Consider the following 25,387-nt stretch of genomic DNA (forward strand, 5'->3'; position numbering starts at 1 on the left):
CCTGGTAGTACCATTATCTACACGATAATAATTAATAATTCATTTTTAAATAAATTGCTTCAAGATAACTCGCTATTTATTTAGCTGGGTTTGATCGCATACCTGTACTTCAGAAATTATGAGCGATTTTTGATAGTGAGCAGATGGCAAAAGAATTATAAGGAGGACACGGTACGACAAAAAAGGTAGATGAATCATGTTGAAGATAATACCCGGTGCAACTGGATACTTTAATAAAACACTCAATTCAAATCAATTCGATAATGAAGATGCAATCAAAGGTAAAGTAAATAGTATATATGGTAAATCTATTGATTATTCAGCGATGCGTCATCGGGATATAATTATTGCAAAAATAGATTTGTTTATTCAAAGAATCACTCATAATTTATGGACTGCACGTGAAAAAAATGTGACGTTAATTAAGCAAATAAATGATCTCAAAATGTGTGTCAATGAGTATATTGGAGATTGTACTGATGAGGAATTAAACGATCGTGAATTTATTGCATCAGTTGTTGACCGGGCTATTTTTCATTTCGCGATTAATAGTATATGTAATCCCGAGGATAATAAAGATGCGACGCCCATAGAACGATGTACTTTTGACGTAGAAACTAAGAATGGCCTTCCCTCCACGGTTCAGCTTTTTTATGAGGAATCTAAAGATAATGAACCTTTAGCGAATATACATTTGCAAGCAATAGGTTCTGGTTTTTTAACGTTTGTTAATGCATGTCAGGAATATGATGACAACAGCTTAAAATTATTCGCTTCGCTGTTAATTTCACTTTCATATTCTAGTGCCTACGTAGATTTAGCAGGAGCAGAAAGAGTGAAGATTAATGAATATAATGAGAACTATCTGACAGCTCAGTTTGAAGAATTATCTCAACGTGATATGAAGAAGTACCTGGGAGAGATGAAGCGTCTGGCAGATGGGGGAGAAATGAATTTTGATGACTATCTGGATAAAATGTCACTTCTGGTGAATGAAGGAAAGCTCGAACCTGATATTTTAAGCAAAATGCGAGATGCTGCACCGAAATTAATTGACTTTGCTAAGTCGTTTGACCCAAACTCAAAGGAAAAGATTAAAATACTTACAGACACTTCTAAATTAATTTATGATTTATTCGGGGTTAAATCGGAGAAATAATATGTGAAGTTCTTCGATAGTATGGAAGGCATTATATAAAAGGACCCAATGCTTATTGGGTTCTTTTTTTCTCTATCAGTGCTATTAGCAGGGAGAGATATCACCGTAGTTTAATGTGTGATTTTTATTTATCGTCGAACCTGGATTGTTTATCATTGGCCTTAACAAAGCTAACGGCTAATAAGATTATTTCCATCACTTCGTGAGAACTTCATGCCTTGAGAGGATCTCAATTTTCTTTTGCAATGAGACAGGCGCTTCCTGTTGTTATGGTATAGTACCCCGCTATTGAGCCTCCTGAACAGTGATGCTGAATAACATAACCCCATGATATATCGATAAAATAATCTCTACATTTGAAAATGCACGGTAATTCTGAAATGCAAAAAATCAACCAAACCAGCGCAATGCCTGAAAAAACTGACGTTCACTGGAGTGGTCGGTTTAGCGTTGCACCAATGCTCGACTGGACGGACAGACATTGCCGCTATTTCTTGCGTCTGCTTTCCCGCAATACGTTGCTGTATACCGAAATGGTGACTACAGGGGCGATTATTCACGGTAAAGGTGATTACCTGGCGTACAGTGAAGAAGAACATCCGGTAGCATTGCAACTGGGCGGTAGCGATCCGGCGGCGCTGGCGCAGTGTGCAAAGCTGGCAGAAGCGCGCGGATATGATGAGATCAACCTGAATGTCGGCTGCCCGTCTGACCGGGTGCAGAACGGCATGTTTGGGGCGTGTCTGATGGGTAATGCGCAGCTGGTTGCCGACTGCGTGAAAGCGATGCGCGATGTGGTGTCGATTCCGGTGACGGTGAAAACGCGTATTGGCATCGACGACCAGGACAGCTATGAATTTCTCTGCGATTTCATCAACACCGTTTCCGGCAAAGGCGAGTGTGAGATGTTCATCATCCACGCACGTAAAGCCTGGCTTTCGGGGTTAAGCCCGAAAGAAAACCGTGAAATCCCGCCGCTCGATTATCCGCGTGTGTATCAACTGAAGCGTGACTTTCCGCATCTGACAATGTCGATTAACGGTGGCATCAAGTCGCTGGAAGAGGCTAAAGCGCATTTGCAACATATGGATGGCGTGATGGTCGGGCGCGAAGCGTATCAGAATCCGGGTATTCTGGCGGCGGTAGACCGAGAGATCTTTGGTTCCTCGGATACCGATGCCGATCCGGTGGCGGTAGTGCGCGCCATGTATCCGTACATTGAGCGTGAACTCAGCCAGGGGACGTATCTTGGCCATATTACCCGGCATATGCTGGGCTTGTTCCAGGGTATTCCTGGCGCGCGGCAGTGGCGGCGTTATTTAAGTGAAAATGCCCATAAAGCGGGTGCAGACATTAATGTGCTGGAACACGCGCTCAAACTGGTGGCGGATAAGCGTTAACTTTTCACCAAAAAATAGTCAAATTCACCACGCCCTGCGCACCGTCGCGGGGCGTTTTGCTGTTAAATCAATAGATTATTTTTGGCATGATTCTTGTAATGCCAGCAAGAGATTTCATATTTGGGAGAGCATCATGCTGGAACTACTTTTTGTGATTGGCTTTTTTGTCATGTTGATGGTCACCGGCGTTTCGTTGCTGGGCATTATCGCCGTGCTGGTTGTGGCGACGGCCATTATGTTCCTCGGCGGTATGCTGGCATTGATGATTAAGTTGCTGCCGTGGTTACTCCTGGCGATTGCGGTGGTGTGGGTTATTAAGGCGATTAAAGCACCAAAAGTGCCGAAATATCAGCGTTATGACCGCTGGCGTTACTAAGGGATTGTGCGGATGATCACAACCTAAGGTTTTATCCTTAGAACAAAATAGGAATTGATAATCAAATCTGTCACTATTGCGCCTCTAACAGATTCATCGTGCTGTACCCTACATACAGCCGAACTATAAAAAGAAAGGGCTTCCCAGGTGGAAGCCCTATTTCTTTTATGGAATCAACAGGCTGGAACCTTGCGTCGCCCGGCTTTCCAGAATCTCATGCGCACGCTGCGCATCCTTCAGCGGATATTTCTGCTGCTCGGCGACATCGACCTTAATCACACCGCTGGCAATCAAAGAGAACAGTTCATTACTGGCCTCGGTTAATTCCTCCCGCGTGGTGATATAGCCTTGCAGGGAAGGGCGTGTCACATACAACGAGCCTTTCTGATTGAGAATGCCTAAGTTCACACCGGTAACCGCACCTGATGAGTTGCCAAAACTGACCATTAAGCCGCGGCGTTGCAGGCAATCCAGCGACCGCTCCCAGGTGTCTCTGCCCACGGAATCGTACACCACGCTCACTTTCTTGCCACCGGTGATCTCTTTTAACCGCTCGACCAGATTCTCTTCGCGATAGTTAATAACCTGCCATGCGCCCGCTTTTAGCGCACTCTGCGCTTTTTGCGCGGTTCCCACGGTGCCGATAAGTTTCGCCCCAAGGGCTTTTGCCCACTGGCAAGCAATTAAGCCAACGCCGCCAGCCGCTGCGTGGAACAGGAACTGCTCATCGGGTTTAATTTCATAGGTTTTGCGCAGCAGATAATAAACCGTTAAGCCTTTCAGGAAGGATGCCGCAGCTTGCTCAAAAGAAATTGCCGCAGGCAGAATCGCCGCTTTATCCGCATTAATGTTATGCACAGAGCTGTAAGCGCCTAACGCCGACTGCGCATAGACTACACGATCGCCTGCCTTAATATGCTTTACACCACTGCCGACTTTACTCACGATGCCTGCCGCTTCGGTACCTAATCCGCTGGGTAGCGATGGCGGCGGGTAAAGGCCGCTGCGGATATACGTGTCGATAAAATTGATGCCGATGGCTTTATTTTCGACCTGGATTTCATTCTCCGCCGGATCGGCAGGAGTGAACTCTACGGCTTGAAGTACTTCCGGGCCACCGTGCTTGTGAAATTCAATTCGTGTTGCCATGTGTCCTCCAGAACGTATCGTCAGGGTCTGCTTCATATGGTAAAGTTTCGACCCATTCTTTATCTCGGTAACTCCATTCACTATGGCAGGAAATAAACCCTTCAACAAACAGCAGGCTGAACCCCGCGAACGCGATCCACAAGTTGCCGGGCTGAAAGTGCCTCCGCACTCGATCGAAGCGGAGCAGTCGGTGTTGGGCGGTTTAATGCTGGATAACGAACGTTGGGACGATGTAGCCGAGCGTGTGGTGGCAGACGATTTTTACACCCGCCCACACCGTCATATCTTTACTGAAATGGCGCGTTTGCAGGAAAGCGGTAGTCCTATCGATCTGATTACCCTTGCGGAATCGCTGGAACGCCAGGGGCAACTCGATAGCGTCGGTGGTTTTGCTTATCTGGCAGAGTTGTCAAAAAATACGCCAAGTGCAGCGAACATCAGTGCCTATGCGGACATCGTGCGTGAACGTGCCGTTGTTCGCGAGATGATTTCGGTTGCGAATGAGATTGCCGAAGCCGGTTTTGATCCGCAGGGGCGCACCAGCGAAGATCTGCTGGACCTGGCTGAATCCCGCGTCTTTAAAATTGCCGAAAGTCGTGCAAACAAAGACGAAGGCCCGAAGAACATCGCCGATGTGCTCGACGCAACCGTGGCGCGTATTGAGCAGTTGTTTCAGCAGCCACACGATGGCGTTACCGGGGTAAACACCGGTTATGACGATCTCAACAAAAAAACCGCTGGCTTGCAGCCGTCGGATTTGATCATCGTCGCCGCGCGTCCGTCGATGGGTAAAACGACATTTGCGATGAACCTCGTCGAAAACGCGGCGATGTTGCAGGATAAACCGGTACTTATCTTCTCGCTGGAGATGCCATCAGAACAGATTATGATGCGTACTCTGGCGTCGCTGTCGCGCGTTGACCAGACTAAAATCCGTACCGGGCAGCTCGATGATGAAGACTGGGCGCGCATTTCCGGCACCATGGGTATTTTGCTCGAAAAACGTAATATCTATATCGATGACTCCTCCGGCCTGACGCCAACGGAAGTGCGTTCCCGCGCGCGCCGTATTGCCCGTGAACACGGCGGCATCGGGCTTATCATGATCGACTACCTGCAACTGATGCGCGTACCGGCGCTTTCCGATAACCGTACGCTGGAAATTGCAGAAATCTCCCGCTCGCTGAAAGCACTGGCGAAAGAATTGAACGTGCCGGTGGTGGCGCTGTCCCAGTTGAACCGTTCTCTGGAACAACGTGCCGACAAACGCCCGGTCAACTCCGACCTGCGTGAATCTGGCTCTATCGAGCAGGATGCGGACTTGATCATGTTTATCTATCGTGATGAGGTGTATCACGAAAACAGTGATTTAAAAGGCATCGCGGAAATTATTATCGGTAAACAACGTAACGGCCCAATCGGGACGGTACGCCTGACCTTTAACGGTCAATGGTCGCGCTTCGACAACTATGCGGGGCCGCAGTACGACGACGAATAATAATTATTTTATGAATTAGGTAATTAAAGCAAACACTTATCAAGGAACACAAATGCAAGCGGCAACTGTTGTGATTAACCGCCGCGCTCTGCGACACAACCTGCAACGTCTTCGTGAACTGGCTCCTGCCAGTAAAATGGTTGCGGTGGTGAAAGCGAACGCTTATGGTCACGGTCTTCTTGAGACCGCGCGAACGCTCCCCGATGCTGACGCCTTTGGCGTAGCCCGTCTCGAAGAAGCTCTGCGACTGCGTGCGGGGGGAATCACCAAACCTGTACTGTTACTCGAAGGCTTTTTTGATGCCAGAGATCTACCGACGATTTCTGCGCAACATTTTCATACCGCCGTGCATAACGAAGAACAGCTTGCTGCGCTGGAAGAGGCCAGCCTGGACGAGCCGGTTACCGTCTGGATGAAACTCGATACCGGTATGCACCGTCTGGGCGTAAGGCCGGAACAGGCTGAGGCGTTTTATCATCGCCTGACCCAGTGCAAAAACGTTCGTCAGCCGGTGAATATCGTCAGCCATTTTGCGCGCGCGGATGAACCAAAATGCGACGCAACCGAGAAACAACTCGCTATCTTTAATACCTTTTGCGAAGGCAAACCAGGTCAACGTTCCATTGCCGCATCGGGTGGCATTTTACTCTGGCCACAGTCGCATTTTGACTGGGTGCGCCCGGGCATTATTCTTTACGGTGTATCTCCGCTGGAAGATCGCTCCACCGGTGCCGATTTTGGCTGTCAGCCAGTGATGTCACTAACCTCCAGCCTGATTGCCGTGCGTGAGCATAAAGCCGGAGAACCTGTTGGTTATGGTGGAACCTGGGTAAGCGAACGTGATACCCGTCTTGGCGTAGTCGCGATGGGCTATGGCGATGGTTATCCGCGCGCCGCGCCGTCCGGTACGCCAGTGCTGGTAAACGGTCGCGAAGTGCCGATTGTCGGGCGCGTGGCGATGGATATGATCTGCGTAGACTTAGGTCCACAGGCGCAGGATAAAGCCGGGGACCCGGTCATTTTGTGGGGCGAAGGTTTGCCCGTAGAACGTATCGCTGAAATGACAAAAGTGAGCGCTTACGAACTTATTACGCGCCTGACTTCAAGGGTCGCGATGAAATACGTGGATTAATCGTTCTGTAATATTTGATTGTTTGTGCCGGATGCGGCGTGAATGCCTTATCCGGCCAATAAAATCCTACCAATTCAATAAGTTGATATTCTTTCATGCTCTTATGAAGGCCGTGCCTCTGGCGGATGTACGTTTGTCATGAGTCTCACTCTGTTGCTAATTGCCGTTCGCCCCTGAACATCCTCTCGATCTTCGCCTACTTCCGGTTTATTGTGTTTTAACCACCTGCCCGTAAACCTGGAGAACCATCGCGTGTTTCAAAAAGTTGACGCCTACGCTGGCGACCCGATTCTTACGCTTATGGAGCGTTTTAAAGAAGATCCTCGCAGCGACAAAGTGAATTTAAGTATCGGTCTGTACTACAACGAAGACGGAATTATTCCACAACTGAAAGCCGTGGCGGATGCGGAAGCGCGCCTGAATGCGCAGCCTCATGGTGCTTCGCTTTATTTACCGATGGAAGGGCTTAACAGCTATCGCCATGCCATTGCGCCGCTGCTGTTTGGTGCGGACCATCCGGTACTGCAACAACAGCGCGTAGCAACCATTCAAACCCTTGGCGGCTCAGGGGCATTGAAAGTGGGCGCAGATTTCCTGAAACGCTACTTCCCGGAATCAGGCGTCTGGGTCAGCGATCCTACCTGGGAAAACCACGTAGCAATATTCGCCGGGGCTGGATTCGAAGTGAGTACTTACCCCTGGTATGACGAAGCGACTAACGGCGTGCGCTTTAATGACCTGTTGGCGACGCTGAAAACATTACCTGCCCGCAGTATTGTGTTGCTGCATCCATGTTGCCACAACCCAACGGGTGCCGATCTCACTAATGATCAGTGGGATGCGGTGATTGAAATTCTCAAAGCCCGCGAGCTTATTCCATTCCTCGATATTGCCTATCAAGGATTTGGTGCCGGTATGGAAGAGGATGCCTACGCCATTCGTGCCATTGCCAGCGCTGGATTACCCGCTCTGGTGAGCAATTCGTTCTCGAAAATTTTCTCCCTTTACGGCGAGCGCGTTGGCGGACTTTCTGTTCTGTGTGAAGATGCCGAAGCCGCTGGCCGCGTACTGGGGCAATTGAAAGCAACAGTTCGCCGCAACTACTCCAGCCCGCCGAATTTTGGTGCGCAGGTGGTGGCTGCAGTGCTGAATGACGAGGCATTGAAAGCCAGCTGGCTGGCGGAAGTAGAAGAGATGCGTACTCGCATTCTGGCGATGCGTCAGGAACTGGTGAAGGTATTGAGCACAGAGATGCCAGAACGCAATTTCGATTATCTGCTTAATCAGCGCGGCATGTTCAGTTATACCGGTTTAAGTGCCGCTCAGGTTGACCGACTACGTGAGGAGTTTGGTGTTTATCTCATCGCCAGCGGTCGCATGTGTGTCGCCGGGTTAAATACGGCAAATGTACAACGTGTAGCAAAGGCGTTTGCTGCGGTAATGTAATGCAGGAAAGCAGGCTGGAGTTATCCAGCCTGCAGTGAAATTAAACTGTCGTCGCTTTCACTCTTGCTTTATAGATGATTTTTTTGATGCCATCGTTCTACGTGAGAGGTAATAAAACGTTGTTAGTTCTAACTTGTTAAGTTTATCCCAATGTTCTGGAGTACTTTTCCCTGTTTTACCGTGTGGAGTAATAATTTCTGCACATCTAACCATTATTAAATTTAATAATAAGTATCGGGTTTGTTACGATAGAATATTTCTATATCCTCAAGAATATGCTTTGCCTTATTGCCTGTGACTTTCTGAGATTCAATTATAGTATCGTTAAATTCTAATGTTAAAGAGAACTCTTTTTTTCCGCTTTGTGTAAGTTTAACCTTATATTGATTACCAATATCAAATAAAAAGGTCCTGTAATGAGAATAATCACCTTTAACCTCCTCGGCAAAACAGCAAAGTGTGCAAATATACATACAATCTTTCTTACCTCTGATTTTGTTAACTAAATCAATAAATGCATGAAAAACTTTATTTGCAATAGATCTTGATACTTCCTCTCCTGGTCTACAAAAATCTTTTGCAATTTTTAACTGTGTTTCTATATATAAAAAGAAATCTTTGGCATAAGAAAAATCTTTGGAATAAGAGATATCTTTATTATTTAGTGCATCTAGCTCAACAGATAAAGATGTCATTTTGTTGCTATTCACATATGATATATTCATATCATCATCTCCTTCGAGAGTAATAAAATTAGTCACCATTGTAGGGTAGGGTTCTGGTCAACCAGAAATCATCTTTATAAACTTCGATTGTTTTTGTAATGCTGTATCATTAAGTTCATTAAATCGTACAGCAGATAAATGTTCTATCAAATTTCGCTCATTTGCAGAGGATTCATCATAATAAACGTAAAATTAATGTATCCTTCATTGAGGAATAAACATTTTTTTACAAAAAAACGACAGGAACGTATTTACTGGGTTAAATATAATCATCCTGCTTTTCATCACAAAAACCGCAGATAATCCTTCCTTTCCCCTGCTGCTGGCGTTATGGTCAGATGGTTTTTGCAACAAATCTCACAATAAAAAGTTTCAACATACTGACTATTTAGGGAAAAATATGCGCAAGATCACACAGGCAATCAGTGCCGTTTGCTTATTGTTCGCTCTAAACAGTTCCGCTGTTGCCCTGGCCTCATCTCCTTCGCCGCTTAACCCTGGTACTAACGTTGCCAGGCTTGCTGAACAGGCACCAATTCATTGGGTTTCGGTCGCACAAATTGAAAATAGCCTCGCAGGGCGTCCGCCAATGGCGGTGGGGTTTGATATCGATGACACGGTACTTTTTTCCAGTCCGGGCTTCTGGCGCGGCAAAAAAACCTTCTCGCCAGAAAGCGAAGATTATCTGAAAAATCCTGTGTTCTGGGAAAAAATGAACAATGGCTGGGATGAATTCAGCATTCCAAAAGAGGTCGCTCGCCAGCTGATTGATATGCATGTACGCCGCGGTGACGCGATCTTCTTTGTGACTGGTCGTAGCCCGACGAAAACAGAAACGGTTTCAAAAACGCTGGCGGATAATTTTCATATTCCTGCCACCAACATGAATCCGGTGATCTTTGCGGGTGATAAACCAGGGCAAAATACAAAATCGCAATGGCTGCAGGATAAAAATATCCGAATTTTTTATGGCGATTCCGATAACGATATTACCGCCGCACGCGATGTCGGCGCTCGTGGTATCCGCATTCTGCGCGCCTCCAACTCTACCTACAAACCCTTGCCACAAGCGGGTGCGTTTGGTGAAGAGGTGATCGTCAATTCAGAATACTGACAGAGCGGGAGAGCGTGACACTCTCCCGAATGCTGTTTTTTTAATCACACCTTTATCCTTTCTCTGTCTTGCTGCAAACTGATTAAGAGAGTTTTATCAAGGAGCAGCACATGTGGTATCAAAAGACGCTCACGCTTAGCGCCAAATCTCGTGGGTTTCATCTGGTAACGGATGAAATTCTGAATCAGCTGGCTGATATGCCGCGCGTTAACATCGGTTTACTGCATCTGTTGCTGCAACATACCTCCGCCTCTCTGACACTTAATGAGAACTGCGATCCCACCGTACGCCACGACATGGAGCGTTTTTTCCTCCGCACCGTTCCCGACAACGGAAATTATGAGCATGACTATGAGGGAGCAGACGATATGCCTTCTCATATCAAATCCTCAATGCTGGGAACATCGCTTGTATTGCCGGTGCATAAAGGGCGTATTCAGACCGGCACCTGGCAAGGCATCTGGCTGGGGGAACATCGCATCCACGGCGGATCGCGTCGCATTATCGCGACACTACAAGGGGAGTAAAAAATGACCATTTCGGAGTTGCTACAATATTGCATGGCAAAACCAGGCGCAGAACAGAGCGTGCATAACGACTGGAAAGCGACGCAGATCAAAGTGGAAGATGTACTGTTTGCGATGGTGAAAGAAGTAGAAAATCGCCCGGCGGTTTCGCTGAAAACCAGCCCGGAGCTGGCGGAGCTGCTACGTCAGCAGCACAGCGATGTGCGTCCAAGCCGCCATCTGAATAAAGCGCACTGGAGCACCGTGTATCTCGACGGTTCGCTGCCAGATTCGCAAATCTATTATCTGGTGGATGCGTCTTATCAGCAGGCGGTGAATTTGCTGCCGGAAGAAAAACGTAAATTGCTGGTGCAACTCTGAAAGGAAAAGGCCGCTCAGAAAGCGGCCTTAACGATTACAGCATCGGCTTGAGGAAGCGTGCCGTATGCGAAGCTTCGCACTCCGCGACGGTTTCTGGCGTACCGGAGACGAGGATCTCGCCGCCGCCACTGCCGCCTTCCGGTCCCAGGTCGACAATCCAGTCAGCGGTTTTGATCACGTCGAGATTGTGTTCAATCACCACAATGGTGTTGCCCTGATCGCGCAGTTTATGCAGCACGTCGAGCAGTTGCTGAATATCGGCGAAGTGCAAACCGGTGGTCGGCTCATCAAGAATATACAGTGTCTGCCCGGTGCCGCGTTTTGACAGCTCACGCGCCAGCTTCACGCGCTGGGCTTCACCGCCGGAAAGGGTGGTTGCGGACTGCCCCAAGCGAATGTACGTCAGGCCAACATCCATCAACGTTTGCAGCTTACGCGCCAGTGCAGGTACGGCATCAAAGAACTCACGCGCCTCTTCGATGGTCATATCCAGCACTTCGTGGATGGTTTTGCCTTTGTACTTAATCTCCAGCGTTTCACGGTTATAGCGTTTGCCTTTGCACTGGTCGCACGGTACGTAGATATCCGGCAGGAAGTGCATCTCCACTTTGATCACACCGTCGCCCTGACAGGCTTCGCAGCGTCCGCCACGGACGTTAAAGCTGAAACGTCCTGGCGTATAACCGCGCGCACGGGATTCCGGTACGCCCGCAAACAGTTCGCGCACAGGCGTAAACACGCCGGTATAGGTCGCCGGGTTAGAACGCGGAGTACGACCAATTGGGCTTTGGTCGATATCGATCACTTTATCGAAATGCTCCAGCCCCTGAATATCGCGATACGGTGCCGGTTCGGCGATGGTCGCACCATTCAACTGGCGTTGGGCAATCGGGAACAGTGTGTCGTTAATCAGCGTCGATTTACCGGAACCTGAAACCCCTGTGATGCAGGTAAACAGACCGACTGGCAGCGTCAGCGTCACGTCTTTCAGGTTATTACCGCGTGCGCCTGTCAGCTTCAGCACTTTTTCCGGATTCGCCGGAACGCGTTTCTTCGGCACTTCAATCTTGCGTTTACCGCTCATGTACTGCCCGGTCAACGATTCAGGCACTGCCATAATCGCTTCCAGTGGACCTTCTGCGACCACTTCACCGCCGTGTACACCTGCGCCCGGGCCAATGTCGATCACATGGTCAGCGGCGCGAATCGCGTCTTCGTCGTGCTCCACCACAATCACGGTATTACCGAGATCGCGCAGATGGATAAGCGTACCCAACAGGCGCTCGTTATCGCGCTGGTGCAGGCCGATAGACGGCTCGTCCAGCACGTACATAACGCCAACCAGGCCCGCACCAATCTGGCTCGCCAGACGGATACGCTGTGCTTCACCGCCAGAAAGCGTTTCTGCCGAGCGGGAAAGTGTCAGGTAATTCAGGCCGACGTTAACGAGGAATTTCAGACGATCGCCGATCTCTTTAAGGATTTTTTCTGCAATCTTCGCCCGCTGACCTGCGAGTTTGAGATTGTTGAAGAATTCCATCGCATGACCAATGCTCATGTCGGAGATAGCAGGTAGCGGCGTATTCTCGACATAAACGTGGCGCGCTTCCCGACGCAGACGCGTCCCTTCGCAGCTGGCGCACGGACGATTGCTGATAAACTTGGCTAATTCTTCACGTACCGCACTGGATTCCGTCTCTTTATAACGGCGCTCCATATTGTGCAGCACGCCTTCGAACGGATGACGACGAATGGAGGTATCGCCACGATCGTTCATGTATTTGAATTCAATGTTTTCTTTGCCAGAACCGTACAACACCACTTTATGCACGTTCGCGCTCAGGCTGCCCCATGGCGCTTCGACGTCGAACTTATAGTGATCTGCCAGCGATTTCAGCATCTGGAAGTAATAGAAGTTGCGGCGATCCCAGCCACGGATCGCACCGCCAGCCAGCGACAGTTCCGGATTCTGGATCACGCGATCAGGATCGAAATATTGCTGTACGCCAAGGCCGTCACAGGTCGGGCAGGCACCCGCCGGGTTGTTAAACGAAAACAGGCGTGGTTCCAGTTCACGCATACTATAGCCGCAAATTGGGCAGGCGAAGTTGGCGGAAAATAGCAGCTCTTCCGCTTTCGGGTCGTCCATATCCGCAACTACCGCGGTACCACCGGAAAGCTCCAGCGCGGTTTCAAACGACTCTGCCAGACGTTGGGTGAGATCGTCACGCACCTTGAAGCGATCAACCACCACTTCAATAGTGTGTTTCTTTTGCAGTTCCAGTTTCGGCGGATCGGAAAGATCGCAGACTCCGCCATCAATACGAGCACGGATGTAACCCTGGCTTGCCAGATTTTCCAGCGTTTTGGTGTGTTCGCCTTTGCGCTCTTTAATGATTGGCGCGAGCAGCATCAGGCGTTTACCTTCCGGCTGCGACAGCACGTTATCCACCATCTGGCTGACGGTTTGCGCCGCCAGCGGTACATCGTGGTCCGGGCAGCGCGGCTCACCGACGCGGGCGAACAACAAACGCAAATAGTCGTGGATTTCGGTGATTGTCCCCACCGTAGAACGCGGGTTATGAGACGTCGATTTCTGCTCAATCGAGATGGCAGGAGAAAGCCCCTCAATATGATCGACGTCCGGCTTTTCCATCAGTGACAGAAACTGCCGCGCGTAGGCGGAAAGGGATTCAACGTAACGGCGCTGCCCTTCGGCATATAAGGTGTCGAAAGCGAGCGAGGATTTGCCAGAACCCGAAAGCCCGGTCACGACAATGAGCTTGTCGCGGGGGATAACGAGGTTGATGTTTTTGAGATTATGGGTGCGGGCGCCCCGAACTTCGATCTTATCCATTCACCTTTCCCGGATTAAACGCTTTTTTGCCCGGTGGCATGGTGCTACCGGCGATCACAAACGGTTAATTATGACACAAATTGACCTGAATGAATATACAGTATTGGAATGCATTACCCGGAGTGTTGTGTAACAATGTCTGGCCAGGTTTGTTTCCCGGAACCGAGGTCACAACATAGTAAAAGCGCTATTGGTAATGGTACAATCGCGCGTTTACACTTATTCAGAACGTTTTTTTTTCAGGAGACACGAACATGGCCAGCAGAGGCGTAAACAAGGTTATTCTCGTTGGTAATCTGGGTCAGGACCCGGAAGTACGCTACATGCCAAATGGTGGCGCTGTTGCCAACATTACGCTGGCTACTTCCGAATCCTGGCGTGATAAAGCGACCGGCGAGATGAAAGAGCAGACTGAATGGCACCGCGTTGTGCTGTTCGGCAAACTGGCAGAAGTGGCCAGCGAATATCTGCGTAAAGGTTCTCAGGTTTATATCGAAGGTCAGCTGCGTACCCGTAAATGGACCGATCAATCTGGTCAGGATCGCTACACCACAGAAGTTGTGGTGAACGTTGGCGGCACCATGCAGATGTTGGGTGGTCGTCAGGGTGGTGGCGCTCCTGCAGGTGGCAATATCGGTGGTGGTCAGCCGCAGGGCGGTTGGGGTCAGCCTCAGCAGCCGCAGGGCGGCAATCAGTTCAGCGGCGGCGCGCAGTCTCGCCCGCAGCAGTCTGCTCCGGCAGCACCGTCTAACGAGCCGCCGATGGACTTTGATGACGATATTCCGTTCTGATTTGTCATTAAAACAATAGGTTATATTGTTTTAAGGTGGATGATTAAAGCATCTGCCAGCCGTAAAAAAGAAGCCTCCGTTTTGGAGGCTTCTATATATCAAGTCAAAATCATTGGCCATTGTGGCGGTGTCTGATTCATCTCTTCTATCATCACCGACTCGATGTTGTGCCAGATGGCGGTGATATCCGCCATTGTGATACCAAGCAACCCCATTGCGAACCAGCAGGCAGAAACCACGCCCAGACCGCTGCTGATCACTGCAAGCCCGACATAATCAGACCGACGAAAACGGATGTTGAGTGTGCTGGCCAGAAACATCATTACGGCACTAAGAAGTTGCCAGCGAAGAAGAACCACGCCAGTGGTGAGGGTAGCCATCAAACAATTCCTCTGAAAAGAGCCGATGCCTCGGACAGCGCGGCGTTGTTCACGGGAGGCGTGATACAATCTGGCTATCGCGGGGCTTGCAGGACACAAAAATGAAACACTCTGTTTGTTTCATTAATTTTGTGAACTATATCACAATTGATTGTTTGTTAGCCAGATTAGGCCGTGACTTTTATTGCCGTACAGATTATGTGGTTTTTCAGTGGCATTAAGGGCATATCTTCCCGCCGCCTCTGCATTCCTGTAGAAAATTAATTTGAATATCAATGAATTATTTTTATTCAGGTGACCATTAAAAAGGTATCAATTTCAAATCAGGCAAAAGTGCTATTTATACCGTAAGATTTATCTAAAGACGTCGGTAACCAGGGTTTTCACCTTGCAATGACCGGGTATAAACAGGCAGGAAATTGATAGCAATGAGTCATCGTGCACGACACCAATTACTGGCGTTGCCGGGCATTATCTTTTTAGTTCTCTTTCCCATCATTCTGTCGCTATGGATTGCCTTTCTTTGGGCAAAATCAGAAGTGAATAGTCAGCTCCAAACTTTTGCTCAGCTGGCGCTGGATAAATCCGAGCTGGTCATTCGCCAGGCAGATTTAGTGAGCGATGCTGCTGAACGCTATCAGGGGCAAGTTTGCACTCCAGCCCATCAAAAGCGAATGTTGAATATTATTCGTGGCTATCTTTATATTAATGAATTGATCTATGCCCGTGATAACCATTTTTTATGCTCATCGCTGATAGCGCCTGTAAACGGCTATACGATTGCACCGGCCGATTATAAGCGTGAACCTAACGTTTCTATCTATTATTACCGCGATACGCCTTTTTTCTCTGGCTATAAAATGACCTATATGCAGCGGGGAAATTATGTGGCGGTCATCAACCCTCTCTTCTGGAGTGAAGTGATGTCTGATGATCCGACATTGCAATGGGGTGTGTATGATACGGTAACGAAAACCTTTTTCTCGTTAAGCAACGAGGCCTCGGCAGCAACGTTTTCTCCGCTGATTCATTTGAATGATTTAACCGTACAAAAAAATGGCTATTTATATGCGACAGTTTATTCGACAAAACGCCCAATTGCAGCCATTGTTGCGACTTCATATCAACGTCTTATAGCGCATTTTTATAATCATCTTATTTTTGCGTTACCCGCCGGTATTTTGGGGAGTCTTGTTCTGTTATTACTCTGGCTACGTATTCGACAAAACTATTTGTCTCCCAAACGCAAATTGCAACGCGCCCTCGAAAAACATCAACTTTGCCTTTATTACCAGCCAATAATCGATATCAAAACAGAAAAATGTATCGGAGCTGAAGCATTGTTACGTTGGCCTGGTGAGCAGGGGCAAGTAATGAATCCGGCAGAGTTTATTCCGCTGGCAGAAAAGGAGGGGATGATCGGACAGGTAACTGATTATGTTATTGATAATGTCTTCCGCGATCTGGGCGCGTACCTGGCAACACATGCCGATCGCTATGTTTCTATTAACCTGTCGGCCTCCGATTTTCATACGTCACGGTTGATAGCGCGAACCAACCAGAAAACAGAGCAATACGCGGTGCGTCCGCAGCAAATTAAATTTGAAGTGACTGAACATGCATTTCTTGATGTCGACAAAATGACGCCGATTATTCTGGCTTTCCGCCAGGCTGGTTACGAAGTGGCAATTGATGATTTTGGTATTGGCTACTCTAACTTGCATAACCTTAAATCATTGAATGTCGATATTTTGAAAATCGATAAATCGTTTGTTGAGACGCTGACCACCCATAAAACCAGTCATTTGATTGCGGAACATATCATCGAGCTGGCGCACAGCCTGGGATTAAAAACGATCGCTGAAGGCGTCGAAACTGAGGAGCAGGTTAACTGGCTGCGCAAACGCGGCGTGCGCTATTGCCAGGGATGGTTCTTTGCGAAGGCGATGCCGCCGCAGGTGTTTATGCAATGGATGGAGCAATTACCCGCGCGGGAGTTAACGCGCGGGTAATAAAACTACAGGCGGTGGCGATAATCGCTGGGAGTGCGATCAAACTGCCGACGGAAAACGCGGGAGAAGGTCTGCTGCGAGACATAACCCAGGTCCATTGCGATATCAAAAATCGGACGCTCGGTGGTGCGCAACTCAACGGCGGCCAGTAACAGGCGGCGTTGGCGAATGTAATCACCAAGTGTCTGATGCGTCACCGTGCGGAACATCCGCTGTAAGTACCACTTTGAATAGCCTGATTTTTTTGCGACGACATCAATGTTAAGCGGCTGGTCAATATGCTCGTCAATCCATGCGATAAGATCCTGAATAATTTTCTGATGGGACATAAATCTGCCTCTTTTCAGTGTTCAGTTCGTTAATTCATCTGTTGGGGAGTATAATTCCTCAAGTTAACTTGAGGTAAAGCGATTTATGGAAAAGAAATTACCCCGCATTAAAGCGCTGCTAACCCCCGGCGAAGTGGCGAAACGCAGCGGTGTGGCGGTATCGGCGCTGCATTTCTATGAAAGCAAAGGGTTGATTAGCAGTATCCGTAATAGTGGCAATCAGCGGCGATATAAACGTGATGTGTTGCGATATGTCGCAATCATCAAAATTGCTCAGCGTATTGGCATTCCGCTAGCGACCATTCGTGAAGCATTTGGCGTGTTGCCCGAAGGGCATACATTAAGTGCGAAAGAGTGGAAACAGCTTTCGTCCCAATGGCGAGAAGAGTTGGATCGGCGCATTCATACCTTAGTGGCGCTGCGTGACGAACTGGACGGATGTATTGGTTGTGGCTGCCTTTCGCGCAGTGATTGCCCATTGCGTAACCCGGGCGACCGCTTAGGAGAAGAAGGCACAGGCGCACGCTTGCTGGAAGATGAACAAAACTAAAGCGCCACAAGGGCAAGCTGACTCATCGTTAATATGGGGGCGATTTTCTCCCTCGCCCTTTAGGGTGAGGGTAAATATTTGCACTGGTGCTGCCTGTTCCCCTCACCCTAACCCTCTCCCCGAAGGGGCGAGGGGACTGATCGAGCTCTTTTGGAATTATTCGCAAACACAAAACTAAAGCGCCACAAGGGCGCTTTAGTTTGTTTTCCGGTCTTTGTCTTTCTCTCTATCCCGCTGGTACACAGGAGGGTTTCCCCCGACGTCAACACACCTCATTCGAGCACGTGGTGGAGGTTCCGGTTGGTGTTGATGCTTTAATTGTATGTCACCGGCGTTTCTTCGCCAGAGTAAAAGTACACTTTTTAGCCGCAATATTTTTGTCATCTCAGACGATTTTTTATCGCAATCCTGAACGGTATATGGCTCGATAACGCTGCAATCTTGCGCATCGACGATAACGTTTGCGCATCAATTGCCTGGTTTTTCATCGTCAAGACAATAAAAGAGAAAAAAGCAGCAAACTTCGGTTGAAAAAGCCGCTATGATCGCCGGATAATCGTTTGCTTTTTTTACCACCCGTTTTGTATGCGCGGAGCTAAACGTTTGCTTTTTTGCGACGCACCAATTTGTCGCAAACCTGGAGCAGGAAGATAACGTTTCGCTGGCAGGGGATTGTCCGCCACGCATCTTGACGAAAATTAAACTCTCAGGGGATGTTTTCTTATGTCTACGCCATCAGCGCGTACCGGCGGTTCACTCGACGCCTGGTTTAAAATTTCACAACGTGGAAGCACTGTCCGTCAGGAAGTGGTTGCCGGGTTAACAACATTTCTGGCGATGGTCTACTCGGTTATCGTCGTTCCAGGCATGTTGGGTAAAGCAGGCTTCCCGCCTGCGGCAGTTTTCGTTGCGACCTGTCTGGTTGCCGGACTCGGTTCTATCGTGATGGGTCTGTGGGCTAATCTGCCGTTGGCGATTGGTTGCGCCATCTCCCTGACGGCGTTTACCGCATTCAGTCTGGTGCTGGGGCAACATATTAGCGTACCTGTCGCGCTGGGTGCTGTGTTCCTGATGGGTGTACTGTTTACGGTAATTTCTGCCACGGGTATCCGTAGCTGGATTTTGCGCAACTTGCCGCACGGTGTGGCGCACGGCACGGGGATCGGTATCGGTCTGTTCCTGCTGCTCATTGCCGCTAATGGTGTCGGTCTGGTGATTAAAAACCCGCTTGATGGTCTGCCCGTTGCGCTGGGTGATTTCGCGACCTTCCCGGTGATTATGTCACTGGTAGGTCTGGCGGTGATCATCGGCCTGGAAAAACTGAAAGTCCCTGGTGGCATTCTGCTGACCATTATCGGTATCTCAATTGTCGGTTTGATCTTCGATCCTAACGTCCATTTCTCCGGCGTTTTCGCCATGCCTTCATTGAGCGATGAAAACGGCAATTCACTGATTGGTAGCCTGGACATTATGGGCGCGCTGAATCCTGTAGTCCTGCCAAGCGTTCTGGCGCTGGTGATGACGGCAGTATTTGATGCCACCGGAACTATCCGCGCCGTCGCCGGTCAGGCGAACCTGCTGGATAAAGATGGGCAGATCATTGACGGTGGGAAAGCACTGACCACCGACTCCATGAGCAGCGTTTTCTCTGGCCTGGTGGGTGCAGCTCCGGCAGCGGTATACATCGAGTCTGCGGCGGGTACGGCGGCGGGCGGTAAAACCGGGTTGACGGCTATCACCGTTGGCGTGCTGTTCCTGCTGATTCTGTTCCTCTCTCCGCTCTCTTACCTCGTTCCGGGGTATGCAACGGCTCCGGCGCTGATGTACGTTGGCCTGCTGATGCTGAGTAACGTGGCGAAAATCGACTTTGCTGATTTTGTTGATGCGATGGCGGGTCTGGTTACGGCGGTATTCATCGTGCTGACCTGTAACATCGTAACAGGCATCATGATCGGCTTCGCGACTCTGGTGATTGGTCGTCTGGTTTCCGGCGAATGGCGCAAGTTGAACATCGGTACGGTCGTTATCGCTGTGGCGCTGGTGACCTTCTATGCGGGTGGCTGGGCTATCTAATCTTTCATATGATTCTGAAAACGGGTGGCAATGGCTGCCCGTTTTTATTTTCTCCGCACATTGTGTGAGCTTTTGCGATATTCTGAAAAAATGAGAATTCAGGCATAACGTCTTTCTCAGATCATAAAAAACATCGCAAACAGGGAACGCATGGAAATCTTCTTCACCATACTGATAATGACCCTCGTGGTCTCGCTGTCCGGGGTGGTCACTCGTGTCATGCCCTTTCAGATCCCGCTTCCGCTTATGCAAATCGCCATCGGTGCGCTACTGGCGTGGCCGACGTTTGGTTTGCATGTGGAGTTTGATCCTGAACTCTTTTTAGTCTTGTTTATCCCGCCGTTGCTGTTCGCTGATGGCTGGAAAACGCCGACCCGTGAATTTCTCGAACATGGTCGAGAGATTTTCGGCCTCGCGCTGGCGCTGGTGGTGGTCACCGTGGTCGGCATTGGCTTCCTTATTTACTGGGTGGTGCCGGGCATTCCGCTGATCCCCGCCTTTGCGCTGGCGGCGGTGCTTTCTCCGACCGATGCTGTGGCGCTCTCCGGGATTGTTGGCGAAGGGCGCATCCCGAAAAAAATCATGGGCATTTTGCAGGGCGAAGCGTTGATGAATGACGCCTCTGGCCTGGTGTCGTTGAAGTTTGCCGTAGCAGTGGCGATGGGGACGATGATCTTCACCGTCGGCGGTGCGACGGTCGAATTTATGAAAGTGGCCATTGGCGGTATTCTCGCCGGTTTTGTAGTGAGCTGGCTGTATGGTCGCTCGCTGCGATTCCTCAGCCGCTGGGGCGGTGATGAACCCGCGACGCAGATTGTTCTACTGTTCTTGCTGCCATTCGCTTCTTATCTGATTGCCGAACATATTGGCGTTTCCGGCATCCTCGCTGCGGTTGCCGCCGGGATGACCATCACCCGCTCCGGTGTGATGCGCCGTGCGCCGCTGGCAATGCGCCTGCGCGCAAACAGTACCTGGGCGATGCTGGAATTTGTCTTTAACGGCATGGTATTCCTGCTGTTAGGTCTGCAGCTGCCGGGTATTCTGGAGACGTCGCTGATGGCGGCAGAAATCGACCCTAACGTCGAAATCTGGATGCTGTTTACCGATATCATTCTGATTTATGCGGCGCTGATGCTGGTCCGTTTCGGCTGGCTGTGGACGATGAAAAAGTTCAGCAACCGCTTCCTGAAGAAGAAGCCGATGGAGTTTGGTTCGTGGACCACACGAGAAATCCTGATCGCGTCTTTCGCCGGGGTGCGTGGGGCGATCACTCTGGCTGGTGTGCTCTCTATCCCGCTGCTCTTGCCGGATGGTAACGTCTTCCCGGCGCGCTACGAGCTGGTATTCCTGGCGGCTGGTGTCATTCTCTTCTCGCTGTTTGTCGGCGTGGTGATGTTGCCTATTCTGCTACAACACATTGAAGTCGCGGACCATTCGCAACAATTGAAAGAGGAACGTATTGCGCGAGCGGCAACGGCAGAAGTGGCGATTGTGGCGATCCAGAAAATGGAGGAGCGTCTGGCGGCGGATACCGAAGAGAATATCGATAACCAGCTGCTTACGGAGGTCAGTTCTCGCGTCATTGGTAACCTGCGTCGTCGCGCCGATGGACGTAACGACGTTGAAAGTTCCGTGCAGGAAGAGAACCTTGAGCGTCGCTTCCGTCTGGCGGCATTGCGTTCTGAACGTGCTGAACTGTACCACCTGCGCGCCACGCGGGAGATCAGCAACGAAACGCTGCAAAAATTACTGCACGATCTCGATTTGCTTGAAGCGTTGTTGATTGAGGAAAATCAGTAAGCCGAAAGCGACGTAACCAGGCCCGAGGTAATTTGAAAAAGGTGCAATCTTTTGCACCTTTAACAGGTTAGCTCGGGCTAACATACATGATTCTAAAACAAATAAGTTATCTCTCTTTTAAAGTCAATTCATTGGCTGTTCTTCGGCTTAACCTCAATCTGCATCTCGCATAATATCTGCAGTAATCTTCATAGCGACTGCATGAATATTATCCTCAGTTTGTGACATGCCAGTATGAGAGGTACAATCTTCTTCAAAGAATTTCTGTAGTGTTATCAGGGTATCACTATTAATGGGGATATTTTCCTCCTCACGGAGAATGGTAATGCCCATTCCCTGCACGTTAGCCTCTTCGAAATTAACCCGATAGAGACGGGTATTAAACATCCAGGCTTTTGTTAAAACAGAACAGTTGAAATGGCAGTTGCTTAAATTGGCATTATTAAAATTAACATTAGCCATATTAGAGCCGGTACATATAACCATTTCAAGGAATGTATTTGTCAGCCGCGTAAAAAAGAGTTTGCTATCAATTAAGTTTATATTCTGGAGGGTTGCTTTGTTCAGATTGACGCGAGACAGATCAGCATGTTCAAAGTTAATTAAATCGAGTTTAGAGAAACTAAGATCGGCTCTAAATAAATTAACATATGGCGCTATTACTTTATAAAGATTTACCTCAGCCATGTACGCCATATAAAAATTTGAATAATCAAGGAAGGTATTTTTAATATTGGCTCTATTCATTGTTGCATTGACGAATTGAACATGCATAGCGGAGCATGCATTTAGAGTTCCGTCAGTCATTTTTATCTGAGCGAAATTTGAGTCATCGAGAATACAATTATCAAAAAGTATTTTTTCCATTATAGCGAAATTAAAATTCGTTTTATACATATTACAGTCCTGGAAAATAGCGTTTTGTAGTCTGCAACCTGCAAAATTCGAATTGGATAAATCTTCATCTTTAATCACGATGCCTTTCAGGCTAAGGTGTGAAAAATCGTAACCACCATTTACTGTCTGTGGGATTTCGATAGTATTATTATGGACGGTGACATTGTTTATAAAATATACTACCTTAATGGACACTTCCTTATCTTTATTAAGGTAAACTCTTCTCGTAATTCTATCGTCACATTTATTATTTGCATGTGAAGCTATATCTATAAAATATTTATGTATTTTCCTGTCCGTTTCTTTCGTGATTTTTCCTGATGGTAAACTATCATAAAATCTTTTCATTTTCTGAATCAAGCCTATCACTTTTTCATGATCATCTATTTTGAAAAGAGAGAGGGCTTTATTGTCAATTAACGTGTTTTTATGATGTTTTCTGTAATTATCTGATTTTGTTTTCTTTGTATGTGATGGACTTGTGACAGAGTGGTTATTGTTAATCTGGCAAAGAGGGAAAAACATATTATTTAAACCATTGTAGCACATAAAATATCCTTATAATTAACAAGAAAGAAAAGGCATATTCTCTGCATTATCATTTTCTACGACTGTCAAAAATCGCTCATTTTTTAATGCGTTTATTTGTTTAATATTATGGGAAAAGGTGATGCATTTTGCAGAGGAAGAGTATTCCCCGGTCAGGCGACCGGGGAAGGGGAGAGATTAATGCGCGCGGCCTTGCTCAACGCCAAAGCCGGTCTGGGAGCGGATAAACTGCGCACGGAACAGTTCACGCTCACGCGCGCCTTCCGCTGAGTTATCGGTTGCCGAGAAGAACCAGATGCCGAGGAATGCCACGCTGATAGAGAACAGCGCCGGGTATTCATACGGGAAGATGGCTTTTTCGTGACCGAGGATCTGTACCCAAATCGTCGGGCCGAGGATCATCAGCACTACAGCGGTAATCAGCCCCAGCCAGCCGCCCATCATTGCGCCACGCGTGGTCAGTTTTGACCAGTACATGGAAAGCAGAATGATTGGGAAGTTACAGCTCGCCGCGATGGCAAACGCCAGGCCTACCATGAAGGCGATGTTCTGATTCTCAAACAGCACGCCGAGGATTATTGCAATCACGCCCAAAATCAGGACGGTGATTTTCGATACCCGCAGCTCTTCACGTTCGGTCGCCCCTTTTTTGAAGACGTTAGCGTACAGGTCGTGAGACACCGCCGATGCGCCCGCCAGCGTCAGACCCGCAACCACCGCAAGAATGGTGGCGAAAGCAACCGCTGAAATAAAGCCGAGGAACAGGTTGCCACCCACTGCATTCGCCAGGTGAACTGCCGCCATGTTGTTACCACCAATCAGATGGCCCGCCGCGTCTTTATATTCCGGATTCGCACCAACCAGCATGATCGCGCCGAAGCCGATAATAAAGGTCAGAATATAGAAGTAGCCCATAAATCCGGTAGCGTAGAACACGCTCTTACGCGCTTCGCGGGCATCGCTGACCGTAAAGAAGCGCATCAGAATGTGCGGCAAGCCAGCCGTACCAAACATCAGCCCTAGCCCCAGAGAGAGCGCGGAGATGGGATCTTTCACCAGCCCGCCCGGCTTCATGATGTCGACACCTTTCGGGTGTACCGCCATCGCTTCGCTGAACAGATTGTTGAAGCTAAAGCCGACGTGTTTCATCACCATAAAGGCCATAAAGCTGGCACCGAACAGCAACAGCACGGCTTTGATAATCTGTACCCAGGTGGTCGCCAGCATGCCGCCGAACAGGACGTACATCATCATCAGCACGCCGACCAGTACCACCGCAATATGATAGTTAAGGCCAAACAGCAGCTCGATCAGTTTACCTGCGCCTACCATCTGAGCGATAAGGTAAAGCGCCACCACCACCAGAGAACCACAGGCCGAAAGAATACGAATCGGCCCTTGTTTCAGGCGGTAAGAGGCTACATCGGCAAAGGTGTAGCGTCCCAGGTTACGCAGACGTTCGGCAATCAGGAACAGAATGATTGGCCAGCCCACCAGGAAGCCCAACGAGTAGATCAGCCCGTCATAGCCGGAGGTAAACACCAGCGCGGAGATCCCCAAGAATGAGGCGGCGGACATATAGTCCCCGGCAATCGCCAGCCCGTTCTGAAAACCGGTGATATTGCCGCCTGCCGTGTAGTAGTCATTACGCGAACGTACGCGTTTTGACGCCCAGTAGGTAATGCCGAGCGTAAACACGACGAAAATCAGGAACATAATAATCGCCTGCCAGTTTGTTGGCTGGCGCTCTACGGCCCCGCTAATAGCATCCGCGGCGTTAGCTGCGAAAGGGAGTGTGGCGGCAAGCGCCGTCAGAACTCTTTTCATGATGCTTGTACCTCATGCAGGACTTCATTATTAAGACGGTCGAATTCGCCGTTCGCCCGCCAGATGTAGATACCAGTGAGAACAAAGGAGATCACAATTACCCCAACACCAATCGGAATACCGCGTGTGACGCTGGTGTTCGGATTCAGCGGAGTGCCCAGCCAGCCGGGCGCGAAGGCGATCAGTAAAATAAAGCCGATATAAACTGCCAGCATAATAATCGACAGGATGGTGGCAAACCGTTGCCGTTTTTCGACTAACTCCCTGAAATGCGCATTGTCTTCTATCCGCTGATAAATCGTACCATTCATCACAGATTCTCCAGAGGTAATGTAGGGATTGTTTTAATTCCCGCTCCCTTATGGGAGAAGGTTAACGCTCGGGTAACCCTTGCCGAATGTAGGCCGGATAAGGCGTTTACGCCGCATCCGGCAAT

At 49.0% G+C, this 25,387-nt stretch carries 21 protein-coding genes and 1 pseudogene; 14 read left to right on the plus strand and 8 right to left on the minus strand.

The window, feature by feature from the left end; all coding sequences use genetic code 11:
• Nucleotides 1-196 precede the first annotated feature (196 nt).
• The 3 genes from G434_RS08040 to pspG all read left to right on the plus strand — a co-directional run bounded on the left by G434_RS08040 (nt 197) and on the right by pspG (nt 2,935).
• Nucleotides 197-1,159 (plus strand): DUF2713 family protein, encoded by a 963-nt coding sequence (locus G434_RS08040; RefSeq protein ID WP_000912582.1) that lies wholly within the window; start codon nt 197-199, stop codon nt 1,157-1,159.
• Between the two features lie 362 nt (nt 1,160-1,521).
• Nucleotides 1,522-2,559 (plus strand): tRNA dihydrouridine(20/20a) synthase DusA, encoded by a 1,038-nt coding sequence (gene dusA / locus G434_RS08035; RefSeq protein ID WP_001298868.1) that lies wholly within the window; start codon nt 1,522-1,524, stop codon nt 2,557-2,559.
• A gap of 133 nt (nt 2,560-2,692) precedes the next feature.
• Nucleotides 2,693-2,935, plus strand: a complete 243-nt coding sequence (gene pspG / locus G434_RS08030) for an envelope stress response protein PspG (protein WP_000891411.1) — start codon at nt 2,693-2,695, stop codon at nt 2,933-2,935.
• 165 nt (nt 2,936-3,100) lie between these two features.
• Here pspG and G434_RS08025 read toward each other — a convergent pair whose 3' ends face one another.
• A complete protein-coding gene (locus G434_RS08025) occupies nt 3,101-4,084 on the minus strand; it encodes a quinone oxidoreductase (RefSeq protein WP_000235525.1) in 984 nt (327 codons plus the stop codon).
• An 82-nt stretch (nt 4,085-4,166) separates the two neighbouring features.
• On the opposite strand from G434_RS08025, the gene dnaB reads away from it, so the two are divergent.
• The 3 genes from dnaB to tyrB all read left to right on the plus strand — a co-directional run bounded on the left by dnaB (nt 4,167) and on the right by tyrB (nt 8,160).
• The gene (dnaB, locus tag G434_RS08020) at nt 4,167-5,582 is read left to right on the plus strand and encodes a replicative DNA helicase (protein WP_000918364.1); all 1,416 of its coding nucleotides are present in this window, start codon (nt 4,167-4,169) and stop codon (nt 5,580-5,582) included.
• 52 nt (nt 5,583-5,634) lie between these two features.
• Nucleotides 5,635-6,714 carry an alanine racemase gene (alr, locus tag G434_RS08015; RefSeq protein WP_001147321.1) on the plus strand — a complete coding sequence of 360 codons (1,080 nt, stop codon included), beginning with the start codon at nt 5,635-5,637 and terminating at the stop codon, nt 6,712-6,714.
• A 252-nt stretch (nt 6,715-6,966) separates the two neighbouring features.
• The gene (gene tyrB, locus G434_RS08010) at nt 6,967-8,160 is read left to right on the plus strand and encodes an aromatic amino acid transaminase (RefSeq protein ID WP_000486940.1); all 1,194 of its coding nucleotides are present in this window, start codon (nt 6,967-6,969) and stop codon (nt 8,158-8,160) included.
• A 362-nt stretch (nt 8,161-8,522) separates the two neighbouring features.
• Here tyrB and G434_RS08005 read toward each other — a convergent pair.
• Nucleotides 8,523-8,885, minus strand: a pseudogene (locus G434_RS08005) (hypothetical protein); the annotation flags it as partial.
• A gap of 400 nt (nt 8,886-9,285) precedes the next feature.
• Between G434_RS08005 and aphA the strand changes: the two are divergent.
• The 3 genes from aphA (at nt 9,286) to G434_RS07990 (ending at nt 10,886) form a co-directional block, all read left to right on the plus strand.
• Nucleotides 9,286-9,999 carry an acid phosphatase AphA gene (gene aphA, locus G434_RS08000; protein WP_001226928.1) on the plus strand — a complete coding sequence of 238 codons (714 nt, stop codon included), beginning with the start codon at nt 9,286-9,288 and terminating at the stop codon, nt 9,997-9,999.
• A gap of 110 nt (nt 10,000-10,109) precedes the next feature.
• Nucleotides 10,110-10,526 (plus strand): secondary thiamine-phosphate synthase enzyme YjbQ, encoded by a 417-nt coding sequence (locus tag G434_RS07995; RefSeq protein ID WP_000270375.1) that lies wholly within the window; start codon nt 10,110-10,112, stop codon nt 10,524-10,526.
• Between the two features lie 3 nt (nt 10,527-10,529).
• Entirely contained in the window at nt 10,530-10,886 is a 357-nt protein-coding gene (locus G434_RS07990; RefSeq protein WP_000155657.1) for an MmcQ/YjbR family DNA-binding protein, read from the plus strand.
• Nucleotides 10,887-10,920: 34 nt separating this feature from the next.
• Here the strand turns inward: G434_RS07990 and uvrA are convergent, their stop codons facing one another.
• Complete coding sequence (gene uvrA / locus G434_RS07985; RefSeq protein ID WP_016238971.1) at nt 10,921-13,743, minus strand: excinuclease ABC subunit UvrA; 2,823 nt, start codon at nt 13,741-13,743, stop codon at nt 10,921-10,923.
• Nucleotides 13,744-13,997: 254 nt separating this feature from the next.
• On the opposite strand from uvrA, the gene ssb1 reads away from it, so the two are divergent.
• Entirely contained in the window at nt 13,998-14,534 is a 537-nt protein-coding gene (gene ssb1, locus G434_RS07980; RefSeq protein ID WP_000168305.1) for a single-stranded DNA-binding protein SSB1, read from the plus strand.
• A 98-nt stretch (nt 14,535-14,632) separates the two neighbouring features.
• On the opposite strand, the gene G434_RS07975 is transcribed toward ssb1, so the two are convergent.
• A complete protein-coding gene (locus G434_RS07975; protein ID WP_001295689.1) occupies nt 14,633-14,914 on the minus strand; it encodes a YjcB family protein in 282 nt (93 codons plus the stop codon).
• 428 nt (nt 14,915-15,342) lie between these two features.
• On the opposite strand from G434_RS07975, the gene pdeC reads away from it, so the two are divergent.
• A complete protein-coding gene (pdeC, locus tag G434_RS07970; protein WP_000019571.1) occupies nt 15,343-16,926 on the plus strand; it encodes a c-di-GMP phosphodiesterase PdeC in 1,584 nt (527 codons plus the stop codon).
• A gap of 5 nt (nt 16,927-16,931) precedes the next feature.
• Here the strand turns inward: pdeC and soxS are convergent, their stop codons facing one another.
• A complete protein-coding gene (soxS, locus tag G434_RS07965; protein WP_000019358.1) occupies nt 16,932-17,255 on the minus strand; it encodes a superoxide response transcriptional regulator SoxS in 324 nt (107 codons plus the stop codon).
• 85 nt (nt 17,256-17,340) lie between these two features.
• On the opposite strand from soxS, the gene soxR reads away from it, so the two are divergent.
• The 3 genes from soxR to G434_RS07950 all read left to right on the plus strand — a co-directional run bounded on the left by soxR (nt 17,341) and on the right by G434_RS07950 (nt 21,678).
• Nucleotides 17,341-17,805, plus strand: a complete 465-nt coding sequence (soxR, locus tag G434_RS07960; RefSeq protein WP_000412424.1) for a redox-sensitive transcriptional activator SoxR — start codon at nt 17,341-17,343, stop codon at nt 17,803-17,805.
• 723 nt (nt 17,806-18,528) lie between these two features.
• Nucleotides 18,529-19,878, plus strand: coding sequence for a guanine/hypoxanthine transporter GhxP (ghxP, locus tag G434_RS07955; RefSeq protein WP_000106882.1), 1,350 nt, complete (start codon nt 18,529-18,531; stop codon nt 19,876-19,878).
• Between the two features lie 150 nt (nt 19,879-20,028).
• Nucleotides 20,029-21,678 carry a Na+/H+ antiporter gene (locus G434_RS07950; RefSeq protein WP_000402207.1) on the plus strand — a complete coding sequence of 550 codons (1,650 nt, stop codon included), beginning with the start codon at nt 20,029-20,031 and terminating at the stop codon, nt 21,676-21,678.
• 153 nt (nt 21,679-21,831) lie between these two features.
• Here the strand turns inward: G434_RS07950 and espX5 are convergent, their stop codons facing one another.
• The 3 genes from espX5 to G434_RS07935 all read right to left on the minus strand — a co-directional run bounded on the left by espX5 (nt 21,832) and on the right by G434_RS07935 (nt 25,262).
• Nucleotides 21,832-23,124, minus strand: coding sequence for a T3SS effector pentapeptide repeat protein EspX5 (espX5, locus tag G434_RS07945; protein WP_000338243.1), 1,293 nt, complete (start codon nt 23,122-23,124; stop codon nt 21,832-21,834).
• Between the two features lie 177 nt (nt 23,125-23,301).
• Nucleotides 23,302-24,951 (minus strand): cation/acetate symporter ActP, encoded by a 1,650-nt coding sequence (gene actP / locus G434_RS07940; RefSeq protein ID WP_000832550.1) that lies wholly within the window; start codon nt 24,949-24,951, stop codon nt 23,302-23,304.
• Entirely contained in the window at nt 24,948-25,262 is a 315-nt protein-coding gene (locus tag G434_RS07935) for a DUF485 domain-containing protein (protein ID WP_001014565.1), read from the minus strand. Before G434_RS07935 ends, actP begins: the two co-directional genes overlap by 4 nt.
• Nucleotides 25,263-25,387 lie beyond the last annotated feature (125 nt).

The organism is Escherichia sp. KTE172, assembly GCF_000408845.1.
GTDB classification, from domain to species: domain Bacteria; phylum Pseudomonadota; class Gammaproteobacteria; order Enterobacterales; family Enterobacteriaceae; genus Escherichia; species Escherichia coli.

Coding starts and splice junctions, on each gene's coding strand:
- G434_RS08040 (WP_000912582.1), top strand. CDS start 197: ATGTTGAAGATAATACCCGGTGCAACTGGATACTTTAATAAAACACTC.
- dusA (WP_001298868.1), top strand. CDS start 1,522: ATGCACGGTAATTCTGAAATGCAAAAAATCAACCAAACCAGCGCAATG.
- pspG (WP_000891411.1), top strand. CDS start 2,693: ATGCTGGAACTACTTTTTGTGATTGGCTTTTTTGTCATGTTGATGGTC.
- G434_RS08025 (WP_000235525.1), bottom strand. CDS start 4,084: ATGGCAACACGAATTGAATTTCACAAGCACGGTGGCCCGGAAGTACTT.
- dnaB (WP_000918364.1), top strand. CDS start 4,167: ATGGCAGGAAATAAACCCTTCAACAAACAGCAGGCTGAACCCCGCGAA.
- alr (WP_001147321.1), top strand. CDS start 5,635: ATGCAAGCGGCAACTGTTGTGATTAACCGCCGCGCTCTGCGACACAAC.
- aphA (WP_001226928.1), top strand. CDS start 9,286: ATGCGCAAGATCACACAGGCAATCAGTGCCGTTTGCTTATTGTTCGCT.
- G434_RS07995 (WP_000270375.1), top strand. CDS start 10,110: ATGTGGTATCAAAAGACGCTCACGCTTAGCGCCAAATCTCGTGGGTTT.
- G434_RS07990 (WP_000155657.1), top strand. CDS start 10,530: ATGACCATTTCGGAGTTGCTACAATATTGCATGGCAAAACCAGGCGCA.
- uvrA (WP_016238971.1), bottom strand. CDS start 13,743: ATGGATAAGATCGAAGTTCGGGGCGCCCGCACCCATAATCTCAAAAAC.
- ssb1 (WP_000168305.1), top strand. CDS start 13,998: ATGGCCAGCAGAGGCGTAAACAAGGTTATTCTCGTTGGTAATCTGGGT.
- G434_RS07975 (WP_001295689.1), bottom strand. CDS start 14,914: ATGGCTACCCTCACCACTGGCGTGGTTCTTCTTCGCTGGCAACTTCTT.
- pdeC (WP_000019571.1), top strand. CDS start 15,343: ATGAGTCATCGTGCACGACACCAATTACTGGCGTTGCCGGGCATTATC.
- soxS (WP_000019358.1), bottom strand. CDS start 17,255: ATGTCCCATCAGAAAATTATTCAGGATCTTATCGCATGGATTGACGAG.
- soxR (WP_000412424.1), top strand. CDS start 17,341: ATGGAAAAGAAATTACCCCGCATTAAAGCGCTGCTAACCCCCGGCGAA.
- ghxP (WP_000106882.1), top strand. CDS start 18,529: ATGTCTACGCCATCAGCGCGTACCGGCGGTTCACTCGACGCCTGGTTT.
- G434_RS07950 (WP_000402207.1), top strand. CDS start 20,029: ATGGAAATCTTCTTCACCATACTGATAATGACCCTCGTGGTCTCGCTG.
- espX5 (WP_000338243.1), bottom strand. CDS start 23,124: ATGTGCTACAATGGTTTAAATAATATGTTTTTCCCTCTTTGCCAGATT.
- actP (WP_000832550.1), bottom strand. CDS start 24,951: ATGAAAAGAGTTCTGACGGCGCTTGCCGCCACACTCCCTTTCGCAGCT.
- G434_RS07935 (WP_001014565.1), bottom strand. CDS start 25,262: ATGAATGGTACGATTTATCAGCGGATAGAAGACAATGCGCATTTCAGG.